At 51.4% G+C, this 19926-nt stretch carries 19 protein-coding genes; 5 read left to right on the top strand and 14 right to left on the bottom strand.

Annotation, left to right across the window (positions count from 1 at the left end):
- Positions 1-170: 170 nt before the first annotated feature.
- The 13 genes from lipA to leuS form a co-directional block, all read right to left on the bottom strand.
- Positions 171-1136 carry a lipoyl synthase gene (gene lipA / locus C3B51_RS14255; protein WP_046004199.1) on the bottom strand — a complete coding sequence of 322 codons (966 nt, stop codon included), beginning with the start codon at positions 1134-1136 and terminating at the stop codon, positions 171-173.
- Complete coding sequence (lipB, locus tag C3B51_RS14250; RefSeq protein ID WP_046004198.1) at positions 1133-1786, bottom strand: lipoyl(octanoyl) transferase LipB; 654 nt, start codon at positions 1784-1786, stop codon at positions 1133-1135. The genes lipA and lipB overlap by 4 nt, the downstream gene beginning before the upstream one ends.
- A 14-nt stretch (positions 1787-1800) precedes the next feature.
- Positions 1801-2079 (bottom strand): DUF493 family protein YbeD, encoded by a 279-nt coding sequence (ybeD, locus tag C3B51_RS14245; RefSeq protein WP_040644649.1) that lies wholly within the window; start codon positions 2077-2079, stop codon positions 1801-1803.
- Positions 2080-2219: 140 nt separating this feature from the next.
- Positions 2220-3383 carry a serine hydrolase gene (locus C3B51_RS14240; RefSeq protein WP_125716188.1) on the bottom strand — a complete coding sequence of 388 codons (1164 nt, stop codon included), beginning with the start codon at positions 3381-3383 and terminating at the stop codon, positions 2220-2222.
- Between the two features lie 54 nt (positions 3384-3437).
- On the bottom strand, positions 3438-4199 hold the full coding sequence (locus C3B51_RS14235; protein ID WP_425331670.1) for a septal ring lytic transglycosylase RlpA family protein: 762 nt from the start codon (positions 4197-4199) through the stop codon (positions 3438-3440).
- The gene (gene rodA / locus C3B51_RS14230; protein ID WP_054014213.1) at positions 4199-5305 is read right to left on the bottom strand and encodes a rod shape-determining protein RodA; all 1107 of its coding nucleotides are present in this window, start codon (positions 5303-5305) and stop codon (positions 4199-4201) included. Before rodA ends, C3B51_RS14235 begins: the two co-directional genes overlap by 1 nt.
- Positions 5302-7173 carry a penicillin-binding protein 2 gene (gene mrdA, locus C3B51_RS14225; RefSeq protein WP_130245465.1) on the bottom strand — a complete coding sequence of 624 codons (1872 nt, stop codon included), beginning with the start codon at positions 7171-7173 and terminating at the stop codon, positions 5302-5304. The genes rodA and mrdA overlap by 4 nt, the downstream gene beginning before the upstream one ends.
- Before the next feature lie 8 nt (positions 7174-7181).
- Entirely contained in the window at positions 7182-7652 is a 471-nt protein-coding gene (gene rlmH, locus C3B51_RS14220; protein ID WP_046004195.1) for a 23S rRNA (pseudouridine(1915)-N(3))-methyltransferase RlmH, read from the bottom strand.
- Between the two features lies 1 nt (position 7653).
- Positions 7654-7971, bottom strand: coding sequence for a ribosome silencing factor (rsfS, locus tag C3B51_RS14215; RefSeq protein WP_046004194.1), 318 nt, complete (start codon positions 7969-7971; stop codon positions 7654-7656).
- A gap of 87 nt (positions 7972-8058) precedes the next feature.
- Positions 8059-8703 carry a nicotinate-nucleotide adenylyltransferase gene (nadD, locus tag C3B51_RS14210; RefSeq protein ID WP_130245464.1) on the bottom strand — a complete coding sequence of 215 codons (645 nt, stop codon included), beginning with the start codon at positions 8701-8703 and terminating at the stop codon, positions 8059-8061.
- Positions 8700-9737 (bottom strand): DNA polymerase III subunit delta, encoded by a 1038-nt coding sequence (holA, locus tag C3B51_RS14205; protein WP_130245463.1) that lies wholly within the window; start codon positions 9735-9737, stop codon positions 8700-8702. Before holA ends, nadD begins: the two co-directional genes overlap by 4 nt.
- Positions 9737-10237: an LPS assembly lipoprotein LptE gene (lptE, locus tag C3B51_RS14200; protein ID WP_130245473.1), complete on the bottom strand. Its 501-nt coding sequence runs from the start codon at positions 10235-10237 to the stop codon at positions 9737-9739. The genes holA and lptE overlap by 1 nt, the downstream gene beginning before the upstream one ends.
- A gap of 32 nt (positions 10238-10269) precedes the next feature.
- Positions 10270-12858 (bottom strand): leucine--tRNA ligase, encoded by a 2589-nt coding sequence (gene leuS, locus C3B51_RS14195; protein ID WP_130245462.1) that lies wholly within the window; start codon positions 12856-12858, stop codon positions 10270-10272.
- A gap of 209 nt (positions 12859-13067) precedes the next feature.
- Here leuS and C3B51_RS14190 point away from each other — a divergent pair, with 209 nt between their 5' ends.
- The 3 genes from C3B51_RS14190 to C3B51_RS14180 are packed head-to-tail and all read left to right on the top strand — an operon-like array spanning position 13068 to position 16515.
- Positions 13068-13526 (top strand): zinc ribbon-containing protein, encoded by a 459-nt coding sequence (locus tag C3B51_RS14190; protein WP_130245461.1) that lies wholly within the window; start codon positions 13068-13070, stop codon positions 13524-13526.
- A gap of 53 nt (positions 13527-13579) precedes the next feature.
- Positions 13580-16015 carry a Lon protease family protein gene (locus tag C3B51_RS14185; RefSeq protein WP_046004189.1) on the top strand — a complete coding sequence of 812 codons (2436 nt, stop codon included), beginning with the start codon at positions 13580-13582 and terminating at the stop codon, positions 16013-16015.
- Positions 16016-16029: 14 nt separating this feature from the next.
- Entirely contained in the window at positions 16030-16515 is a 486-nt protein-coding gene (locus tag C3B51_RS14180) for an FKBP-type peptidyl-prolyl cis-trans isomerase (protein ID WP_046004188.1), read from the top strand.
- 211 nt (positions 16516-16726) lie between these two features.
- Here the strand turns inward: C3B51_RS14180 and C3B51_RS14175 are convergent, their stop codons facing one another.
- Positions 16727-17350: a TIGR04211 family SH3 domain-containing protein gene (locus tag C3B51_RS14175; RefSeq protein WP_130245460.1), complete on the bottom strand. Its 624-nt coding sequence runs from the start codon at positions 17348-17350 to the stop codon at positions 16727-16729.
- Between the two features lie 287 nt (positions 17351-17637).
- Between C3B51_RS14175 and C3B51_RS14170 the strand changes: the two genes are divergently transcribed.
- Together C3B51_RS14170 and C3B51_RS14165 are read left to right on the top strand one after the other, a co-directional pair.
- The gene (locus C3B51_RS14170) at positions 17638-19155 is read left to right on the top strand and encodes a CYTH and CHAD domain-containing protein (protein ID WP_125716198.1); all 1518 of its coding nucleotides are present in this window, start codon (positions 17638-17640) and stop codon (positions 19153-19155) included.
- Complete coding sequence (locus C3B51_RS14165) at positions 19139-19816, top strand: hypothetical protein (RefSeq protein ID WP_130245459.1); 678 nt, start codon at positions 19139-19141, stop codon at positions 19814-19816. Before C3B51_RS14170 ends, C3B51_RS14165 begins: the two co-directional genes overlap by 17 nt.
- Positions 19817-19926 lie beyond the last annotated feature (110 nt).

Genomic DNA, 19926 nt, shown 5'->3' with positions numbered 1-19926 from the left:
CCTTAACTATGATGCGCGCTGGCTGCGCTTATTTAATGTGGGTTGAAACAGAGCTTTGAACTAAGATTAAAGATATTTAGAGTCAGGTACAAATGTGATATTGAGTTGCAAAAAGCAAAAAAGCCGCAAAAGTGCGGCTTTTATTTGGAGGGGTAATAACAAATTTACCGTTATTTTACTTCTTTACCCGCAGCTTGCTGATCAGCATGATAGCTGGAGCGCACAAACGGGCCACAGGCGGCGTGGCTGAAGCCAATTTCGTCGGCGTACTCTTTCAGTGCATCGAATTCCGCAGGTGGCACGTAGCGTTTTACCGGCAGGTGGTGCTTAGACGGTGCCAGGTATTGGCCAACGGTCAGCATGTCGACGTTGTGCTCACGCAAGTCGCGCAGTACTTCTTCGATTTCTGACATCTCTTCACCCAGACCAACCATCAGGCCAGACTTGGTTTTCACCTCAGGGTGCGCTTCTTTAAAGCGACGTAACAGTTCCAGTGACCACTTATAGTCGGCACCCGGGCGCGCCATTTTGTACAGGCGTGGTGCGGTTTCCAGGTTGTGGTTAAACACATCCGGTGGTGTCTCGGTTAAGATCTCCAGTGCGCGGTCCATTCGGCCACGGAAGTCCGGTACCAGGATCTCGATGGTAATGCCCGGGTTGTGCTTGCGAATTTCGCGAATACAGTCGGCAAAGTGCTGGGCACCACCGTCACGCAGGTCATCACGGTCAACCGAGGTGATCACCACGTATTTCAGCTTCATGTCTTTGATGGTCAGTGCCAGCTTTTCTGGCTCTGCGGCATCTGGCTTGAGCGGACGACCGTGTGCCACGTCACAGAATGGGCAACGACGGGTACAGATGGCACCCAAGATCATAAAGGTGGCAGTACCGTGGTTAAAACACTCAGACAGGTTAGGGCATGAGGCTTCTTCACAGACGGAGTGCAGGCCGTGCTTGCGCATTGCCTGTTTAATGCCATCAATACGCTCGCTGGATTTTGGCAGACGGATCTTCAGCCAGTCCGGCTTGCGGAGCATTTCATCGCGCTCGGTTGGCATTACTTTAACCGGGATCAACGCCATTTTTTCTGCGTCGCGGAGCTTTACCCCTGGCTCAATTTTCACTGGTTTACTCATTCGTTTTCAAACCCCTGGGTGTGTATAACCTGCTCGGCCGCGAGGCGCTTGAGCATGTGTTCTACCAGGCCATTGCCCGCCTCAGTAAGCGTAGCAGGGCCATTAAGTTGACTGGTTTGCACCATTTCCATGCCGGCATAGCCGCACGGGTTGATGCGTAAAAATGGACTCATATCCATGTTGACGTTCAGCGCCAGACCATGAAACGAGCAACCCCGACGAACCCGCAGCCCCAAAGAGGCAATTTTGGCATCACTGACATAAACGCCGGGCGCATCCGGTTTGGCATAGGCTTCAATGCCATGATCTTTAAGCATGTCGATGATGGTTTCTTCAAGCCAGGTAACCAGCTCGCGGACCCCAATCTTGAGCCGACGCAGGTTAAACAGTACATACATCATCTGCTGGCCCGGACCATGATAGGTAACCTGGCCACCTCTATCGACTTTGACGACCGGAATATCACCGGGGGCCAACAGGTGTTCGGCTTTACCGGCCTGGCCCTGAGTAAAGACCGGCTCGTGTTCTACCAGCCAGATCTCATCCGGGCTGTTATCATCACGGGTGTCGGTAAACGACTGCATTTTTTGCCAGATTGGCTCATACGCCTGGCGGCCCAGCTGACGAACTATGATACTGCGGTTGCTCATATCTGGTTTGCGCCTTATAGCACGTATCGAACGTCTGGCAGTGAACCTATCTCAGTGTAGATCTGCTCAATGTGCTCTTTTGACGTCACAGTGGCAACCAGGGTGACGGATTCATAGTTGCCTTTGCTGCTTGGTTTGGTTTTAGGTGCATAGTCACCGGGTGCCAAAGTTTGCATTTTTGCGACAACCTGATCGGTCAGGTTGACGTTCGCCAGACCCATAATCTTGAAGGTAAACGGGCAAGGGAACTCTAAGTACTCGTCAAACTTAGTATTTTTTACAGGTGTTACCACAACGGTATCCTCACTACTTGGCTGGGCCTGAACAGACCCTGGCACACTACATATCTTGGCGGGCATTCTAGCATTTTTGTGGCAAAAAAAAACGCCTCCGGTGGGAGGCGTACTGGTTTATAAACCCACTAAAACCGGGGTTATTGCATGATCTGTAAACGTAAGTAGTCGTAAATCTTGCTGAAGAAGCTGCCTTCCTCGATTTCTTCCAGCGTGACCAGCGGGTACTGAGCAATGTCTTCGCCTTCCAGCTGCAAGAACAAAGTACCGACCTTGCTGCCTTTCGCCAGAGGCGCTTCAAGGGTTTTATCCAGCTCGAAGTGGGCCTTCAGGTTTTTACGCTGACCACGTGGAATGGTGATCGGTGTGTCCTCGGCAATACCCAGTGATACAGTTTCCTTGTTACCCATCCAGATCCGTTGGTCGGCAAAGCTGTCGCCTGCTTTATAAGGGGTAATGGTTTCGAAGAAGCGAAAGCCATAGTTCAGGAGCTTTTTACTCTCTACTTTACGAGCACGTTCACTGGCTGTGCCCATGACCACGGCTATCAGACGCATGTCGCCTTTGGTGGCTGAAGTTACTAGGCTGTAGCCGGCTTCTGAGGTGTGACCGGTTTTAATGCCGTCGACGTCCAGGCTGGCATCCCACAGCAGGGAGTTACGGTTGTACTGCTTAATGCCATTAAAGGTGAACGACTTCTCTTTGTAGATGGCATACTCGTCCGGTACATCACGAATAAGCGCAGCCCCCAGAGTCGCCATGTCTCTTGGGGTGGTGTAATGCTCATCGGTATCCAGGCCATGACTGTTTACAAAATGGGTGTTGGTCATCCCCAGTTTCTCGCCATGGGCATTCATCAGATCGGCAAAGGCACTTTCGCTGCCGGCGATATGCTCTGCCAGCGCAACACAGGCGTCATTACCCGATTGAATGATTACACCGCGGTTAAGGTCTTCAACACTGACCTGTTTACCCACTTCGATAAACATCTTGGAAGATTCCGGGAAATTCTTCGCCCAGGCCTTTTCACTGATGGTGACCATGTCGTCGTTAGAAATGTTACCGGCCAGTAGCTCGGTACCAATCACATAGCTGGTCATCATTTTGGTTAAGCTCGCCGGGGCCAGTTTGGTGTCCGGGTTGCCTTCTGCAATCACCTTACCGGTTGTAAAATCCACCAGGAAATAGCCCTTGGCGCTGACCTGAGGTGGTGAAGGCAAGATCTGTGCACTGGCCGAAAACAGGGTGAACGAACACACGGCACCCACTAAGTGTTTAATAAATTTAGGTTTGAAAACTGTCATTATGCTCGCTTTTTGGTTGTTGATCGGCATGTTTAAATGTCATTACTGAATATTTTAAAGTTCATGTTCTGTGTAAAGCAAGAAGGCGCGATTAAATTCACCCTGGCGCAAGGTTTCTAAGAGTTTCTGCGCGGTATTATCATCGGTGATCGGGCCAAGTCTTAGCTTGTATAAATTGTCCTCAAAGGCAATGGGTGTGCCAAGCTGAAATTGCTGCGACAAGGTGCTGGCCAGCGCCTGTACATTTTCAATGTTACTGGCGGCGGCAACCTGCACATAGGTTAGCCTGGGCGTATCGCGCGCTATGGTAAGGGCTTCTATCTTAACCTGTGCTGTACCCTGGCGATGAAAGCCCAGTTTATAGGCGGCGGCATAAGATAAGTCAATCAGGCGGTCATCGTGAAAGGGTCCACGATCGTTGACCCTGACAATGGCGCTTTTGCCATTTTCGACATTGGTGACGCGCACAAAGCTTGGCAGCGGCAGTGTTTTGTGTGCGGCGGTCATATCAAACATGTTGAACACCTCGCCATTAGAGGTGTAGTAGCCATGGAATTTATGTCCATACCAGGATGCAGTGCCTTGCGCCTGATACCCTTTTTCATCTGACATGGGCGTATACCGTTTGCCCAGTACCTCATAGGGGCGACCTGCGCTAACACTTTTGGCTTCACTGGTCACCAGTGCGTCCTGCATCTCCAGCTCAGTGGGCGCGCGCAACGGGGCTTTATCCTGCTTCACATGATAGCGACTGCTACAGGCGCTTAATACTACAACAAAGCCCAGGAGTGCAGCTTGTTTAAACGTCCTCTTAATCACTTCAATAACATCCTCTTATCTGTGGCTATCGACATAATAATGCCAAACCCGGCCATCAGGGTCACCATAGAGGTGCCGCCATAGCTTATCAACGGCAGTGGCACCCCAACGACAGGGAGCAGGCCCGAGACCATGCCGATATTAACAAAAATATATACGAAAAAGGTCAGTGTTAATGCGCCGGCCAGCAGTTTACTGAAGGCATCCTGCGCGTTTACGGCAACGTACAGCCCCCGGCCAATAATAAACAAATACAGGCTCAGTAAAATCACCACACCGGTGAGCCCGAATTCTTCACTTAACACGGAAAAAATGAAGTCAGTATGACGCTCGGGCAAAAACTCCAGTTGCGACTGGGTGCCCTGCAGCCAGCCTTTACCCTCAATGCCACCAGAGCCGATGGCGATTTTTGATTGTATGATGTGATAGCCAGAGCCAAGCGGGTCGCTTTCTGGATCTAAAAAGGTCAGGACCCGTTGTTTTTGATAAGCGTGCATACCAAAGTGCCACAGCGCAAAGCCACCGGGCACGGCGAGCAGCATGCCGGAGCCTATCAGTTTCCAGCTCAACCCGCCGAGAAACAGCACAAATATCCCTGAGCTGGCGATAAGGATAGAGGTGCCCAGGTCGGGTTGCTCCTTAATGAGCAAAGTTGGCACCAGCACAATCGCAAAGCCAACGATAATGTGGATAAAGCGCGGCGGCATATGGTGTCGACCAATGTACCAGGCAACCATCATGGGCACGGCAACTTTCATGATCTCGGATGGCTGAAAACGGGTAATACCCAGATCCAGCCAGCGCTGCGCGCCTTTGCTGCTGACCCCGACAAACAGTACGGCAATCAGCATCAGCAGGCCAACGGTGTACATGGGAAACACCAGCCTTTTTAAGGTATTGGGAGACAGCTGGGCTACCAACAGCATGGCCGCAAAGGCGGCAAACATACGTTTGCTGTGGCGCACCACCATGTCCATATCCTGACCACTGGCACTGTAGACTATGGTGATACTGCCAACCATCATCGCCAGCATGGCAAGCAGCAGTGGCAGGTCGATGTGCAGTCGTTGCCAGATGGTGCGTTGTTGATTCAACGGACTCATTGTCCCTCCGTGTCACTGGGGTAAGTGGCAAAATAATAGTCCATCAGTTGCCTGGCGATGGGGGCTGCTATGGATGAACCTGCTCCCTGGTTCTCTACCACAATGGCGACCACAATACGCGGGTCGTTATAAGGAGCGAAACCAGTGTAAATGGCATTATCTCTGTGCCGCTCCTGCAATTTTTCGGCGTCGTACTCTTCACCCTGGGCAATACTGACGATTTGTGCGGTACCGGTTTTACCGGCCGGATCATAGGTTGCCCCTTTGAATGCTTTGTGGGCCGTGCCGGTGGTTTTATACACTGTGTTGTGCATGGCCTCCAGGGCTATACGCCAGTGATCCGGGTTTTTTAGTACCACGGGCGGCTTTTCATCGGTGTACATTTGCGTGACTTCATTGTCATGGCGGGCAACCTGAGCCATGTGAGGTGGCCGGTGCGCGCCTTTGTTTACCAAAATAGACACCGCATTGGCAATCTGAATAGGGGTCGCCGTCCAGTAACCCTGCCCAATGCCGACGGAAATGGTGTCGCCGGGCCACCAGTTTTCTCTGAAGCGCTGGCGCTTCCAGTCTGTGGTGGGCATGATGGCACTGGTTTCTTCATGGATGTCTATGCCTGAGAGGTCACCAAAACCAAACTGGCTCATAAAGTTACTGATCTTGGTAATGCCAAGCTGATAAGCGGTATGGTAAAAATAGGTGTCGCAGGACTCTTCAATGGCTTTGTATACATCCACGTGGCCATGTCCCCAGCGCTTCCAGTCACGCCAGCGGTGATCGACGTTGGGGATCTGAAAAAAACCCGGATCCCAGAGTTTGGTTTGCTCTGTGACCAGCTCCTCTTCCAGCGCCAGGATAGCCAGATGGGGCTTAACCGTAGATGCCGGCGCATAGCGGCCCTGGGTGACGCGGTTGATCAGCGGCCTGTCGGGGTTGAGTAATTCACGGTAGTCCTTGCTGCTGATCCCATGGACAAACAGGTTTGGGTCATAGCTGGGGTTGGAGTACATGGCCAGCACGCCGCCGTCTTTGGGGTCGAGCACCACAATGGCTCCGCGCACGCCTTCGAGCGCTTTTTGGGCTATTTGTTGCAGGCCGATGTCCATGGTCAGGACCAGATCTTCACCGGGCTGCGGTGGCTCAACGCCCAAAGTGCGAATGATCCGGCCACGGTTGTTGACCTCAACGCGCTGTGAGCCGACCACGCCGTGCAGGCGTGACTCATAAAACTTTTCTATGCCCAGTTTGCCGATATCCCGGGTTGCGCGATAGTTGCTGGCATTACCCTCAGACTCCAGCTCGGCCAGTTCTTTTTTATTCAGCTTGGCAACATAACCCAGCGCATGGGTAAGGGTATCGCCGTAGGGGTAGTAACGCGCCAGCCGCGCCTCAATACTGAAACCCGGAAATTTATGCTGGTTGACTGAAAAGGTGGCCACCTCTTGTTCGTTCAATCGGCCTTTGAGGATCTGGCTTTTAAATCGACGGTTGTGACGAATGTCTTTGCGAAATTCTTCGACCTGCTGGTCGCTGATGTCGATAAGGGCACGCACCCGGGTTAGCGCGGTTTCCAGGTCGTCTACGTCCTCAGGGATCACTTCCAGATTATAAACCGGACGGTTTTCAGCCAGGATAATGCCATTGCGGTCATAGATTAGCCCCCGGTTAGGGGCGACCGGAATGACTTTAATACGGTTATCGTTAGAGCGGGTCTGATAGGTCTCGTGCTCAGTGACTTGTAACTTGTAGACATTGTGCAGCAAAATGCCTATCAGGGTCACCACGAAGACAAAGCCAATAAAGGCGCGACGCGCAAACAAGTTTGCTTCTGCGCTGTGGTCGCGGATCGTCGGCCTGTGATTGAGCATAATGGTGACTATTCCCTGTGATAAGGATGGTTGTTATTTAAACTCCAGCCACGATACAGGCTTTCTGCCACCACAATGCGCACCAGCGGGTGGGGGAGTGTCAGGTTAGACAATGACCATTTTTGCTCGGAAGCTGCGATACACTCCGGCGCCAGACCTTCAGGTCCGCCTATCAGCAAGCTGACATCACGGCCATCCAGTTGCCACTTTTCCATGTTGCTGGCCAGCTGGTGGGTGTCCCAGGGTTTGCCTGTGACTTCCAGTGTGACAATGCGATTGCCTTTGGGAATAGCGGCCAGGGTTTTTTCCCCTTCCTGCTGCAAAATGCGTTTGATATCGGCGTTTTTGCCCCGCTTGCCGGCGGATATCTCAATCAGCTCCAGCGGCATATCTTTGGGGAAACGCCGCTGGTATTCCTGGAAGCCGGTTTCAACCCAGCCAGGCATTTTGGTGCCGACTGCAATGAGCTGGATCTTCACATTAACCCCAGAGTTTTTCTAGGTCGTAGAAGTCACGGGTCTGATCCTGCATGACATGCACTACCACGTCACCCAAATCAACCAACACCCATTCACCCGTATCCTGACCTTCATGCCCTAATGGTGTTTCACCTGCATGGCGGGCTTCTTTGGCGACATGATCGGCAATGGATTGCACATGGCGCTTGGAATTACCAGAGCAGATAACCATATAATCGGTGACGGAAGAGGTATTTCTTACATCAAGGTGAACAATATCGCGGGCTTTCATGTCGTCGACTTTGTCTAATGCAAAATCTAGTAGTTGTTTTGAATCCAAATCTCTGTCTCTTTGCTACAAATAAGCGGCAATTGTAACACGGTTAGCAGGGGGAAACTCAAGTCTGTGTATCCACTGCGCGCCGGGTTACGGGCTGTCGCTACTGCTTAGGTACAATTGGTGTGCCTGAATATACTCTAGGACTGTCTTATTCAGCCAAGGTTCAACAGCTTGGCGGTGTTTTATCGCGTTTCTGATGGTACTGGACGCAGCCTCAAAGGGCTGACCCGGCAAAAAATAACACAGGCCACCGGGTTGGGTGCTCAGCGTTTGGGTGTCTGTGCAGCGCGCGCGTGCCAGATACGCCTGCAAAGCCTCGGATGGGGCAAACGTATCGCCTGGTCGTTGATAGACCACGATATGGCACAGCGCCACAATATCCTGCCAGCGATACCATTTATCCAGGCTGTTAAAAGAGTCCATGCCCATTAAAAAGACCAGCGCCTGATCCGGATACTCAGCTTTCAGCTCCTGCAGGGTAAGCAAAGAGTACGAAGGGGTATCGCGCTCCAGCTCCCGGTGGTCAATGCTGAATCTGGGCTCATGGGCAATGGCCAGTTGCAGCATCGCCAGTCTGTCTGAGGTGCTGATGGCCGGGCCCTGCTTATGCACCGGTACGGCATTGGGAATAAAGCGCAGCTCAGACAGGCCAAGCGTATCCACACACTGAGTGGCCATATTGATATGACCCAGGTGGATAGGGTCAAAGGTGCCGCCAAACAGCGCTATCATGCCAGCTCCTCGTAGGGCAGGGCAAAAGGCAGCGACTGGCAAAAGCTCAGCGCTATGTGCGCCAGCGCCTGATACGGCGCGACCAGAATGTTGCGCTTATAGGCCGAATCGAACTCAGCCAGCAGGACCAACAATTGTTCCAGCTGTGTGGTGTTGAGCCGGTCCAGCGCCTGCTGGGTGTTCTGTTGCTGATTTTTCCAGACATTGTGCTTTTTAAACGCATCCTGTGTGGGCGTGCCCGATTGGATCAGCTGTTTAAGGTTAAGCAATAGCTGAGCCTGATTGTGCAGCGTCCAGGCAATACTGGCGGGCTCGACATTATCGTGTGCCAGCTTGTTGAGCACCTTGATAAGTGTTTTCGGGTTACCTCGCAGCAAACCGTCGTTCAGGTCAAAGATGTCGAATTTGGCCTGATTGAGCAGCCCGCTGAGCAGCTTTTCCTGATCGATTGGCGCACTTTTATAGAGTAACGAGAGCTTCTCCAGCTCCTGATGCGTAGCCAGCAGGTTGCCTTCGGTTGCCTGTAGCAGGCTGCGTTTGGCATCATTATTCAGGTTGAGTTTTAGCCGCTTACATTCATCATCGAGCCAGCGTTGCAGATGGTAGCCGGTCAGCGCGTAGCAGGGCACAAACAGGCCTTGCTTATCCAGCGCCTTAAACCAGGCACTGCGCTGAATATCCTGCGAGGCTTTGGCGCCTTTGAGGATTAAAATCACATCCGGGTTCGGGTTTGCCGCCAGCTCTTTTAAAATGTTCACGCCCTGGGTGGGCGGTTTCTGCTGGTTAAGGTCGAACTCAATCAGCGTCTGAGCGCTGAACAGCGACATACTATTGTACTGATTGACCAGCTCCAGCCAGTCAAAGCCGGGCAGTAAGCTGAACTTAATCACTTCATCAAATCCCTGGCGCTTGGCTGCCTGGCGCACGGCGCTGACGCACTGGGCTTCCTGGAAAGGCTCTTCACCAAAGATCAGATAAAATGGTTGCAGGCCCTGTTTAAGCTGGCCTGCTAATTGATTGGCATAACAACGCATTAGAGTTGAGACAATTCACGGATAATACGGCGGCTGGCAAGCTGACGTAGCTCGCCGAGGATGATCTCCCGCTCCTGAGATTTGCCCAGGGCGTTGTCCGGGTCATCCTGGTAGTTGCGGTACAGTTCAAATTCCTGCTCGACGGGTTCAAAACCCGGACGAGTGAGACGATAGCGTACGCTGTAGGCCAGCTCGTATTGTGCCACCTGACCATTTTTAAACAGGCTCAGCGTCTGACGCTCAAGCGAGTCCCGGTACAGGTGCAGTTCAACCGCGTCTTGGCCATTGCCGAGCTTTGGCGAGGGCAGCAGCTGGACCTGAGCACGTTTAAGCTCTTGCTTGAGACTCATAAACAGCGCCGACTTACTGTCGGTGCCACTGAGGTGAAGTGCCCTGAGGTCGTCTGGCAGGTAGGAGGCTTTCTTCAGCTGAAAGCCACAGCCGGACAGCGCCACACAGGTAAACAACGCCAGCATAAAACCCTGCCAGCGTCGCATCATACTGAATAATGGGGTATTCAGCAGGGTAGCCATTAGTTGGCTACCACATTGAACAGTTTACCCGGTACGTAGATTTTCTTACGTATGGTTTTACCCTCGGTAAACTTCAGTACGTTCTCATCGGCAAACGCCAGCGCTTCAATTTGCTCCTGGGTCGCGTCCGCTGCCACAGTCAGCTTAGTGCGCAGCTTACCATTGACCTGAACCACGATCAGTTTTTCGTCTTCAACCAAAGCACTCGCGTCAACCTGTGGCCAGCGTGCATCTAAGATGTCGCCTTGTTTACCAAGTTGTTCCCACAGCTCATGAGACAGGTGCGGCGTGATTGGCGCCAGCATGATGATCATGGCTTCCAGCGCTTCGTTGGCCAGTGCGATATCTTGCGTGTCTTTCAGCGGCGCTTTGGCCAGCTTGTTTGACAGCTCCATGATAGCGGCAATGGCGGTATTGAAGGTCTGGCGACGCTCAACATCATCGGTTACTTTCGCGATGGTCTTGTGGATCTCACGGCGCAATGTCTTCTGAGCGCTGCTCAGTGCGTTCAAGTCCAGCTCGGCAGTACCGGCGGCTTTTACATCGACAGCAAATTTCCAGACCCGACGTAAGAAACGGTGCGCGCCTTCTACGCCCGAATCAGACCATTCCAGCGTTTGCTCTGGTGGTGCAGTAAACATCATAAACAAGCGCACGGTGTCGGCACCGTACTGCTTAATAACGATCTGCGGGTCGATACCGTTGTTCTTTGACTTAGACATCTTGCTCATGCCCGCAGAGAATACCGGCTCGCCGTCGTCTTTGTGCCACGCCTTAGTGATGCGGCCTTTGTCGTCGGTCTCGGTTTCTACGTCGGTAGGTGAGATCCAGATATCACCGCCTTTTTCATCTTTGCGGTAGTAAGTCTCTGCCAGTACCATGCCCTGACACAGCAGGCGCTCGAATGGTTCGCTGGAATTAACCAGGCCAAAATCGCGCAGCAGTTTGTGGAAGAAACGCGCATACAACAGGTGCAGGATAGCGTGCTCAATACCACCAATGTACTGGTTAACCGGCAGCCAGTAGTTTGCCGCGCCCGGCTCTAACATGCCTTCATCGTAACGCGGACTACAGTAACGTGCGTAGTACCAGGATGACTCCATAAAGGTGTCAAAGGTATCCGTTTCGTGGAAAACCTGCTCGCCGTTAACGGTTGCTTTGGCCCACTCAGGATCGGATTTGATTGGCGAGGTTACGCCATCCATTACCACGTCTTCTGGCAGGCGGACTGGTAACATGTCTTCGCTCGCTGCCAGCTCACTGCCGTCTGCTTTGTTCAGCATTGGAATTGGAGAACCCCAGTAACGCTGACGGCTCACACCCCAGTCGCGCAGGCGGAAGTTGACTTTGCGCTTACCAGCATTGATGCTTTCCAGCTTGTCGGCAATGGCATTGAAGGCACCTTCAAAGTCCAGGCCATCAAACTCACCTGAGTTGATTAACACGCCTTTTTCAGTAAATGCGGCTTCATCCAGGTTTGCTTCTAGTTCGCTGTCGGCAGCCGGGGCAATCACTTGCTTGATTTCCAAACCGTAAGCGCTGGCAAATTCGTAGTCACGCTGGTCGTGACCCGGTACGGCCATAACGGCGCCTGAGCCGTAATCCATCAGTACAAAGTTAGCAACCCAGATTGGCACCTGTTTACCGGTAAGCGGGTGGATAGCGTAAAAACCAGTCGCGATGCCTTTTTTGTCCATGGTAGCCATGTCGGCTTCGGCGACTTTGGTGTTTTTACACTCTTCAACAAACGCGGCAATGTCGGCGTTGTTTTTTGCCGCTTCCTGAGCAATAGGGTGACCCGCAGCAACAGCCACGTAAGTCACACCCATAAAGGTATCCGGGCGAGTCGTGTAAACAGTAAATTGCTCGTCGTTATCAGCGCGTTTGAAGTCGATCTCCAGACCTTCTGAACGACCGATCCAGTTACGCTGCATGGTTTTCACCTGCTCAGGCCAGTGCTCAAGCTGGTCCAGGTCGTCCAGCAGCTCCTGCGCGTAGTCAGTGATCTTAATAAACCACTGTGGAATTTCTTTTTGCTCAACGATAGCACCTGAACGCCAGCCACGGCCGTCAATCACCTGCTCGTTGGCCAGTACCGTCTGGTCAACCGGGTCCCAGTTTACCGTTGACATTTTTTTGTAGACCAGGCCCTTTTCGTACAATTTAGTGAAGAACCATTGTTCCCACTTGTAGTAATCCGGGTGACAGGTCGCGATTTCACGGTCCCAGTCGTAGCCAAAACCAAGCAGCTTTAACTGGTTGCGCATGTAATCGATGTTCTCGTAAGTCCACTTAGCCGGCGCTGTGTTGTTCTTGATTGCGGCATTTTCCGCAGGCAGGCCAAATGCGTCCCAACCCATAGGTTGCATCACGTTTTTGCCCTGGAGTCGTTGGAAACGCGAGACCACATCACCTATGGTGTAGTTACGAACGTGACCCATGTGGAGACGACCACTTGGGTAAGGGAACATAGACAGACAGTAGTATTTTTCTTTTGATTCGTCTTCAACTACTTTGAAGCTGTTGTTTTGTTCCCAATGGGACTGAACTTTGGGTTCGATTTCTTGCGGGTTGTATTGCTCTTGCATTGACGTTTCCAGACTTCTTGCAAACTAATTAGAAAATTGCCGATAGCATACCCGAAAAAACGCGCTGATCACAGCGCTTCAAAGCGGAATTATCAGCGTAAATTGGCGTTGTGGTGGTGATTTGTTTCAGGACTGTGACGTCAGCTGAACTATACTGAGACAAAGGCAGAGTAAATACCTTGCAAAATAGCCTGAGTCGGGAGGTAAACATGGCAGATTACAAACGCTGGCTGGATGACTTTTCAGTGTGGCTGAAAGACGTCAAAGAGCATGAGCTTAAAAAGCTGGTCAAAGAGTTTATGGACGCGCAGGAGGCGGTGAAGCAGCTGTCCAAAGATAAACTGGCCGATTATCGCTATTATCTCAAACGCGACCTGGCTCATCTGAGTGAACACAAGGACCATTATGACGATGTGGCCTGGGAGGAGCTTAAGGCCAGTGTGATGTACGAACTGGCTCAACTGGAGGATCGCACGCAGCTTGAATGGCAGGCATTAGTACAAGACTTTCAACACGATGGCATCTACAAACAAGGGGAATGGATAGCATTGGGGCAATTAGTGTGTAAAAATTGCGGCCATAAAACGAATGTCTATTATGCGTTGGAAATTCCGTCGTGCAGCGAATGTGGGCACGGTGAGTTTGCTCGTAAGGCACTTACCCCTTAATCACAGCCCCGTGTGCAAGTGTCGCGCGGCCGGCCAAGAGAAAGAAGTTAGGAATGACGAAAACCATTAAGCCTTTGAGCAGCGAACAGCTGGCTCCGAGTGTGTCTTTGCCACACATCTCCACCTGCATGCAAAACCCCTATCCGGATCCTTTGCCTTTTATCGGCCAGAACCGGGCGCAAAGTGCGCTCGACTTTGCGCTGGGCATGGAGCTGCCGGGTTACAACGTGTTTGTCATGGGCGAAGCGGCAACCGGGCGCTTTACTATGGTCAAAGACAAGCTCGAAGCACACTGCAAAACCCGCCCAACTCCCAAAGAGTGGTTGTATGTTAATAATTACGACGACCACAGAGAGCCGATTGCTCTGTTTATGCAGGCGGGCGAGAGCAAAGTACTGGCCGATGACATTGATTCCTTCTTAGATGAAGTGGTGGATACGTTTCCTGCGGCATTTGATAACCCGGGTTATCAGCGCAAGAAAAAGTCGCTCGACAGAGACTTTGACAATAAATACAACGCCGCCCTGAGTGCGGTGGAAGAGCTGGCCGCGAAGAAAAGCGTTGCCATGATGGAAGAAAAAGGGGTGGTGAGTTTTGCCCCTGTGGTGGATGGCAAAGCGCTTGATGATGCCGAATTTATGGCGCTGGAAGAAGCCGTTCAGGAACACTTTTTTGATGCCATTGAAAAGCTCGAAGACTGCCTGATTGAAGCACTGATTGAGTTGCCACGCTGGAAGCGCGAATCATCAGAGAAACTGCGCGAGCTGAAAAAAACCACCATAGAGCTGGCGACCAAGCCATTGCTCAAAGCGCTGGAACATAAGTATGCCAGCCACATTGGGGTGATCCGTTATCTTAAAGATTTGCGAGTGGAAATTGTCGATGCCGTACTCGACTGGCTGGACGACGACAGTGCCGCAGGAGACGAAAATAAAGATGACTTTGATGCCAAGGGCATGCTGAGTGATTTCTTTGCCCCGAATATTCTGGTGGAGTTCAAAGAAGGTCAGGCGGCGCCTGTGGTGTACGAGCCGAACCCGACCTTTGGCAACATTTTTGGCAAAATTGAGTATGCCAATGCGCACGGCACCCTGATCACCAGTTACCGCTCTATTCAGCCGGGGGCACTGCACCGTGCCAACGGTGGTTACCTGATCATGGATGCCGACAAAGTACTGGCCAATGCACAGGTCTGGGACGGGCTCAAATTGTCTTTAAAGACCCATCAGATTAAAAACGATTTGCCTTATCAGGACAGCTCGGTCGGCAGCAGCTTTACCCTTAAACCTCAGCTGATCCCGCTGGATGTGAAGATCATCCTGCTGGGCTCGCGTGACTTGTATTACACCATAGGGGAATACGACGAAGAGTTTGGCGAGCTGTTCAGAGTGTTGGCTGATTTTGACTACTATCTGCCCGACAGTGACCGCCTGCAATATCAGTTTGTCACTAAAGTGCAGGAGTACTGTGAACAGACACTCAAGTGCACCTTAACTGGCGAGGCACTGGCGCGTTTGCTGAAGTTCAGTTATCGCCAGGCTGAACATCAGAACAAACTCTCGGCACGTTTTGCCGATGTACTTGAGCTGGTGGCAGAGGCGAGTTATTACGCCAAGCAGGATGGGCTCAGCGAAATCGACGCGCCGCATATCGACGAAGCCATAGTCGGTAAGCAATATCGCACCGGCCAGCTCAGTGAGAACATGCTCAGTGACATTGAAGAAGGCCATACTTTGATCGCCACAGAAGGTGAGGCAGTTGGTAAAGTGAACGGTCTGACGGTACTGCACATTGGCGATACCGCCTTTGGTACGCCGGCGCGGATCACCGCGACTGTGTATGCCGGTGCCGATGGGGTGATAGACGTGGAGCGTGAAGCCGAGTTAGGTAAGTCGATCCACTCTAAAGGCGTTATGCTGCTGACCGGTTACCTCGGTAATAAATATGCACAAAACTTTAGCCTGACGCTGAGCGCCAATATTGCCATTGAACAAAGTTATGGCTTTATTGACGGTGACAGCGCGTCGCTGGCGGAGCTGTGTGGTCTTATTTCTGCCATAACTCAGCTGCCTATCGACCAGTCACTGGCGCTGACGGGCTCCATTAACCAGCACGGTGAAGTGCAGGCCGTCGGTGGCGTGAATGAAAAAATTGAAGGCTTCTTTAAGCTGTGTAAAATGCGCGGCCTGACAGGGCGTCAGGGCGTGATCATTCCTCGCTCGAACCTGATCAACCTGGTACTGGATGACGAAGTGCTGGCGGCGGCTCAGCAAGGTCGCTTCCATATTTTCGCGGTGGCAACAGTCGACGAGGCGCTGTCTTTGCTGATGCAGCGTGAAGCCGGGGCGCTTATCAATGGCGAGTATCCACAGCAGAGTATCAATGCGTTGGCACTGGCGCGTTTGCAGCAAATTGCCGATGTGGTGAATGGCGACGATAAAGACGCCGAAGGCGAAGCGCCAAACGAGCAAGAGAAAGATCATTCATAATTTAGGTAGTCATTATGTCAACAACCAATATTATCCTTGTGCTGGTCATCGTCGTGCTGGGCTGGCTGATTTTTAAAAACGGTAAACAGCAAAAGCAGGCGGCGGCAGGTAACCGCATAGAAGCGGCAGAGTTTCTGGCGCAAAACGCGCAAAAGAGTGGAGTAACAACAACCGACTCTGGTTTGCAATATGAAGTGTTAAACAAAGGCGACGGGACTGAGCATCCGAGCGCAACAGACAAAGTCACGGTACATTACCATGGCACTTTACTGGATGGCTCGGTGTTCGACAGCTCCGTGGTACGCGGTGAGTCTATCAGTTTTGGCCTGAATCAGGTCATACCGGGCTGGACTGAGGGCGTTCAGCTGATGACCGTGGGTGATAAGTTTCGCTTTTTCATCGGCCCGGATCTGGGCTACGGAGACAGGGCGGCCGGGAAAATTGCACCGGGCTCGTTGTTGATATTTGAAGTTGAGTTACTCGCCATAGCAGGCAAGTAATACCAATTTCACTTAATGCCTGTTCAATTTGAAGGAGCAAATATGGCGCTAACGGCGTTGAAAACTTCTCATTTAGAATAACTAAATAGCAAAGTTTTCGCCTGGTTATCGACCCTATTTTCTCGCCTCAAAATAGAACACTTAATTAAGCAAATTGGTATAAAAAAAGGCCGATAAGGCCTTTTTTTATGCATATATTTTATCGCGGCTTTTACGCCCAGCCGTCGTAGCGCTTGCGCCGTGACAACACCAGGGTGAGTACCACGCCAATTAAAATGCCTGCGATACCAATGCCACCACCATAGCTCAGCAGCATATGTTGCTCTGTTTGCGCTTTATTCAGGCTTGCCTGTACCTGCGCCTCAAGGGCTTGTTCCAGTTCGGCGATGTTATTTTTGAGCGCTGTGTTGTCTTGCTGTAGCTGCAAGTTGGCCTGCTCAAGTTGTGGAATGCGGCTTTGTAAAGTATTGAGCTGGGCATTGTTATCACTCAGTGCCTGATTAGCGCTTTCCAGTCGCTGACGTAACCCCGGTTCAGAGGTGACAAATTGACTCTGGACCCAGCCTTCGCGGTCTTTGTCATCTTTTATCTGAATAAAGTCGTCCTGCTCCGTGTTTAGGATAGTGATCGGAGTTCCGGCTTCGACCGAACCCAGGATGCGATAATTCTTACCCGGTCCGGTGTGCATGAAGAGGTATAAGTCGTCGACAATGTAGCCGTTATTGTCGGTTGCTGACTGCGCCTGTGCAGGCTCATTTTGCAGCTCGGTTTGCTCCGCCATTGCACTCAGTGAGAGCACAGACAGCAGCAGCGGCAAAGCGATATTTTTCAGCATTCGCAGGCCTTAAATATTGATATCGTTATAAAGTTACCAAAATAGTAGGGATTTCCCGAGGCAAAGGCAAGGGGCAGGTTTTGCGGATAACGCACAAACGAGCGAATTTTAACTTGAACTGTGGCTAAATCCGCGCACTGAAGTGTGCACATGTTTACACCTGTAATTGAACAAACCGGCTGGCATTGGTGGTGATTATGCGCTAATAATTACTAAAAGGTTTGCAAAGTGCGGACCCTTTGTATATTTTGGGGGTTCGAAAATTACATAGGTAAATCACACCCCTGATGGACACTGAGATAGAACTGAAATTTTTGGTTTCAGACAATGAAGTTCCGCTGATCCCAGCCCTTATTACCCAGTTTGCGAAAAAAGTCAGCAATAAACCTGCTAAAAATCTGAAAAATGCTTATTTCGATACGCCCAGCCGTGAGCTGCGTGCATTCGATATTGGTTTGCGCACGCGTTGCAATGATGACGACTGCGAGCAGACCATTAAGCTAGCCGGTGAGGTGGTTGGGGGATTACATCAGCGTCCTGAGTACAATTTGCCCCTTCAGGGCAGTCGCCCCGATATTCACGCTTTTGACTCGAGTATCTGGCCAATGGGTGTGCAGCTGGAGTCGATAGCCAGTAACTTATATCCGATTTTTAGTACCAATTTTATTCGTCGTACTTGGCTGATTGAAACCGAAGCTGGCAGCGAAATTGAAGTGGTACTCGATAAAGGCGAGATCAGTGCACAGGGGATTGTAGAACCCATTTCAGAGCTCGAAATTGAACTGATCGAAGGTGACAAAGACGATTTGTTTTTGCTCGCCGATCATTTGCTACAGCACATTGGCTTGCGCCTGGGACTATATTCCAAGGCGGCAAGAGGCTACCGTATTGCCGACGATAAACCGCTTAAAGCCAATAAAACCCTGGGCGTGATCAAGTTACCCCGAGGCTGCACGCAAGAGCAGGCGCTGGTGGCCACCGTCAATCACGGTATTCAGTTTGTGCAAAAACATGAGCAGTGTTACCTGGATGCGCCAAGCCTGAAAACCCTGAAACGCCTGATAGACGGGGTTAGCCTGATCCGCCACGCCTTCTGGTTATTTGAGGAGTTTGTCGATAAATCGTCAACCGAGTTTCTGCGCAAAGAGCTAAAATGGCTGTTGTCTGAATTAGGCTGGGTAGAAAACGCCATTCATTTGAAAACCTATACGTCTAAGCGCCATGCTTACTATAAGCGGATCTCTAATGCGCCCGAGCTGGCTCAGGTGATTGCTGATATGAAAGACGTTCAGCCAACCGTAACCGACATTGAGGACTTATTCCACTGCTCGCGATATAACCGCCTGATTTTGGCGCTGACCCGCTGGTTGCTGGACAAATCCTGGCGTAAAAACTGGGATCAGAACGCCATTACCGCAGCACAAAGCCCGGTCGAGGCGCTTGCTAAGCGGGCTTATGATCACGACTGGAACAAATTAACCACTTTATTTCCGGCCGATCGTGCTATGACGGTGAAAGACTATCTGGAGTGTCGTCAGCCGCTGGAAAACATGCTGCTCAGTGGTCACTGCCTGGGTAAACTTTACGACAAAGAAACCCGTCGGGCGTTCAGAGCCCCCTGGGTTGACATTGTGTATGGCATTTATGAGCTGGAAACCTTGTTTTATCTTCGCCAGCTGTGCGAAGGCCAGCCAAATGAAGCGTTGCAGGGCATTTTAGTTTGGCTGCAACAAAAAGCCGATTTTCTCGTCAGTGCGATGGAGCAAAGTCGTCAGGCATCGTTAAACAGTGAACCTTACTGGTAATCTGCAACGTTTAACTTGCTTACTGTGGCTGGCAGGTTTTTCAGCGCCTGGCTACGCGGCACAGGCGCCCCAGCAGTGGCAACCCTGGCACCATTCTGATCTGTTTTCTGTCGCCTATCAAAAGCGCGCTGATCAGCCTTTGAGGATCCGAGTGACCGGACAGTGGCCTGGGATCAGTGCAAAATCGGTGATTAACCTGCTTAATGATGTCGATAGTGTCCCGCTATGGGTGAAGCATGTCAGCACCGTCACCATTTTATCCCGCCCTGCGCTAAACCAGACCCGAGTGTTGACGCATTTTGACTTACCCTGGCCGCTGCGCAAAAGGGATATGCTCACACATGCGTGTTTGCTGCAAGAGTCCACTACCAGTTATCTACTTAAGATACGCTCAATCGCTGAGCCTGCACCTGCGCCGGGTGTGATCCGTATTGAACCTGTGACTGTGCAATGGCGGCTGACGGAGCGAGACAATGCTGTTGAGATAGACTATCAAATATCGGCAGATTTACAGGGCGGTGCGCCGCAGTGGTTTGTCGACAAAGTGGCGCTGCGTAATACGCGCGCCTCGTTTAACGCGTTGCACGAACTGTTGCAGACACAAGGAGTGCGTGCCCAGCCCTGGGCGCTGATCCCCGGAAATACCTGCCCGTTCGAGTGATCATCACGTAATACCAATTTGCTTAATTAAGTGTTCTATCTTGAGGCGAGAAAATAGGGTCGATAACCAGGCAAAAATTTTGATATTTAGCAAATCTAAATGAGAAATTT

This window comes from Pseudoalteromonas rubra, assembly GCF_004212645.1.
Lineage (GTDB): Bacteria > Pseudomonadota > Gammaproteobacteria > Enterobacterales > Alteromonadaceae > Pseudoalteromonas > Pseudoalteromonas rubra_G.
This window is presented reverse-complemented; position numbering and strand designations above follow the sequence as displayed.

Coding starts and splice junctions, on each gene's coding strand:
- C3B51_RS14175 (WP_130245460.1), bottom strand. CDS start 17,350: ATGCTGAAAAATATCGCTTTGCCGCTGCTGCTGTCTGTGCTCTCACTG.
- C3B51_RS14170 (WP_125716198.1), top strand. CDS start 17,638: ATGGACACTGAGATAGAACTGAAATTTTTGGTTTCAGACAATGAAGTT.
- C3B51_RS14190 (WP_130245461.1), top strand. CDS start 13,068: ATGGCAGATTACAAACGCTGGCTGGATGACTTTTCAGTGTGGCTGAAA.
- lptE (WP_130245473.1), bottom strand. CDS start 10,237: ATGATGCGACGCTGGCAGGGTTTTATGCTGGCGTTGTTTACCTGTGTG.
- rodA (WP_054014213.1), bottom strand. CDS start 5,305: ATGAGTCCGTTGAATCAACAACGCACCATCTGGCAACGACTGCACATC.
- nadD (WP_130245464.1), bottom strand. CDS start 8,703: ATGATAGCGCTGTTTGGCGGCACCTTTGACCCTATCCACCTGGGTCAT.
- leuS (WP_130245462.1), bottom strand. CDS start 12,858: ATGCAAGAGCAATACAACCCGCAAGAAATCGAACCCAAAGTTCAGTCC.
- C3B51_RS14240 (WP_125716188.1), bottom strand. CDS start 3,383: ATGACAGTTTTCAAACCTAAATTTATTAAACACTTAGTGGGTGCCGTG.
- C3B51_RS14185 (WP_046004189.1), top strand. CDS start 13,580: ATGACGAAAACCATTAAGCCTTTGAGCAGCGAACAGCTGGCTCCGAGT.
- C3B51_RS14180 (WP_046004188.1), top strand. CDS start 16,030: ATGTCAACAACCAATATTATCCTTGTGCTGGTCATCGTCGTGCTGGGC.
- lipB (WP_046004198.1), bottom strand. CDS start 1,786: ATGAGCAACCGCAGTATCATAGTTCGTCAGCTGGGCCGCCAGGCGTAT.
- mrdA (WP_130245465.1), bottom strand. CDS start 7,173: ATGCTCAATCACAGGCCGACGATCCGCGACCACAGCGCAGAAGCAAAC.
- lipA (WP_046004199.1), bottom strand. CDS start 1,136: ATGAGTAAACCAGTGAAAATTGAGCCAGGGGTAAAGCTCCGCGACGCA.
- holA (WP_130245463.1), bottom strand. CDS start 9,737: ATGCGTTGTTATGCCAATCAATTAGCAGGCCAGCTTAAACAGGGCCTG.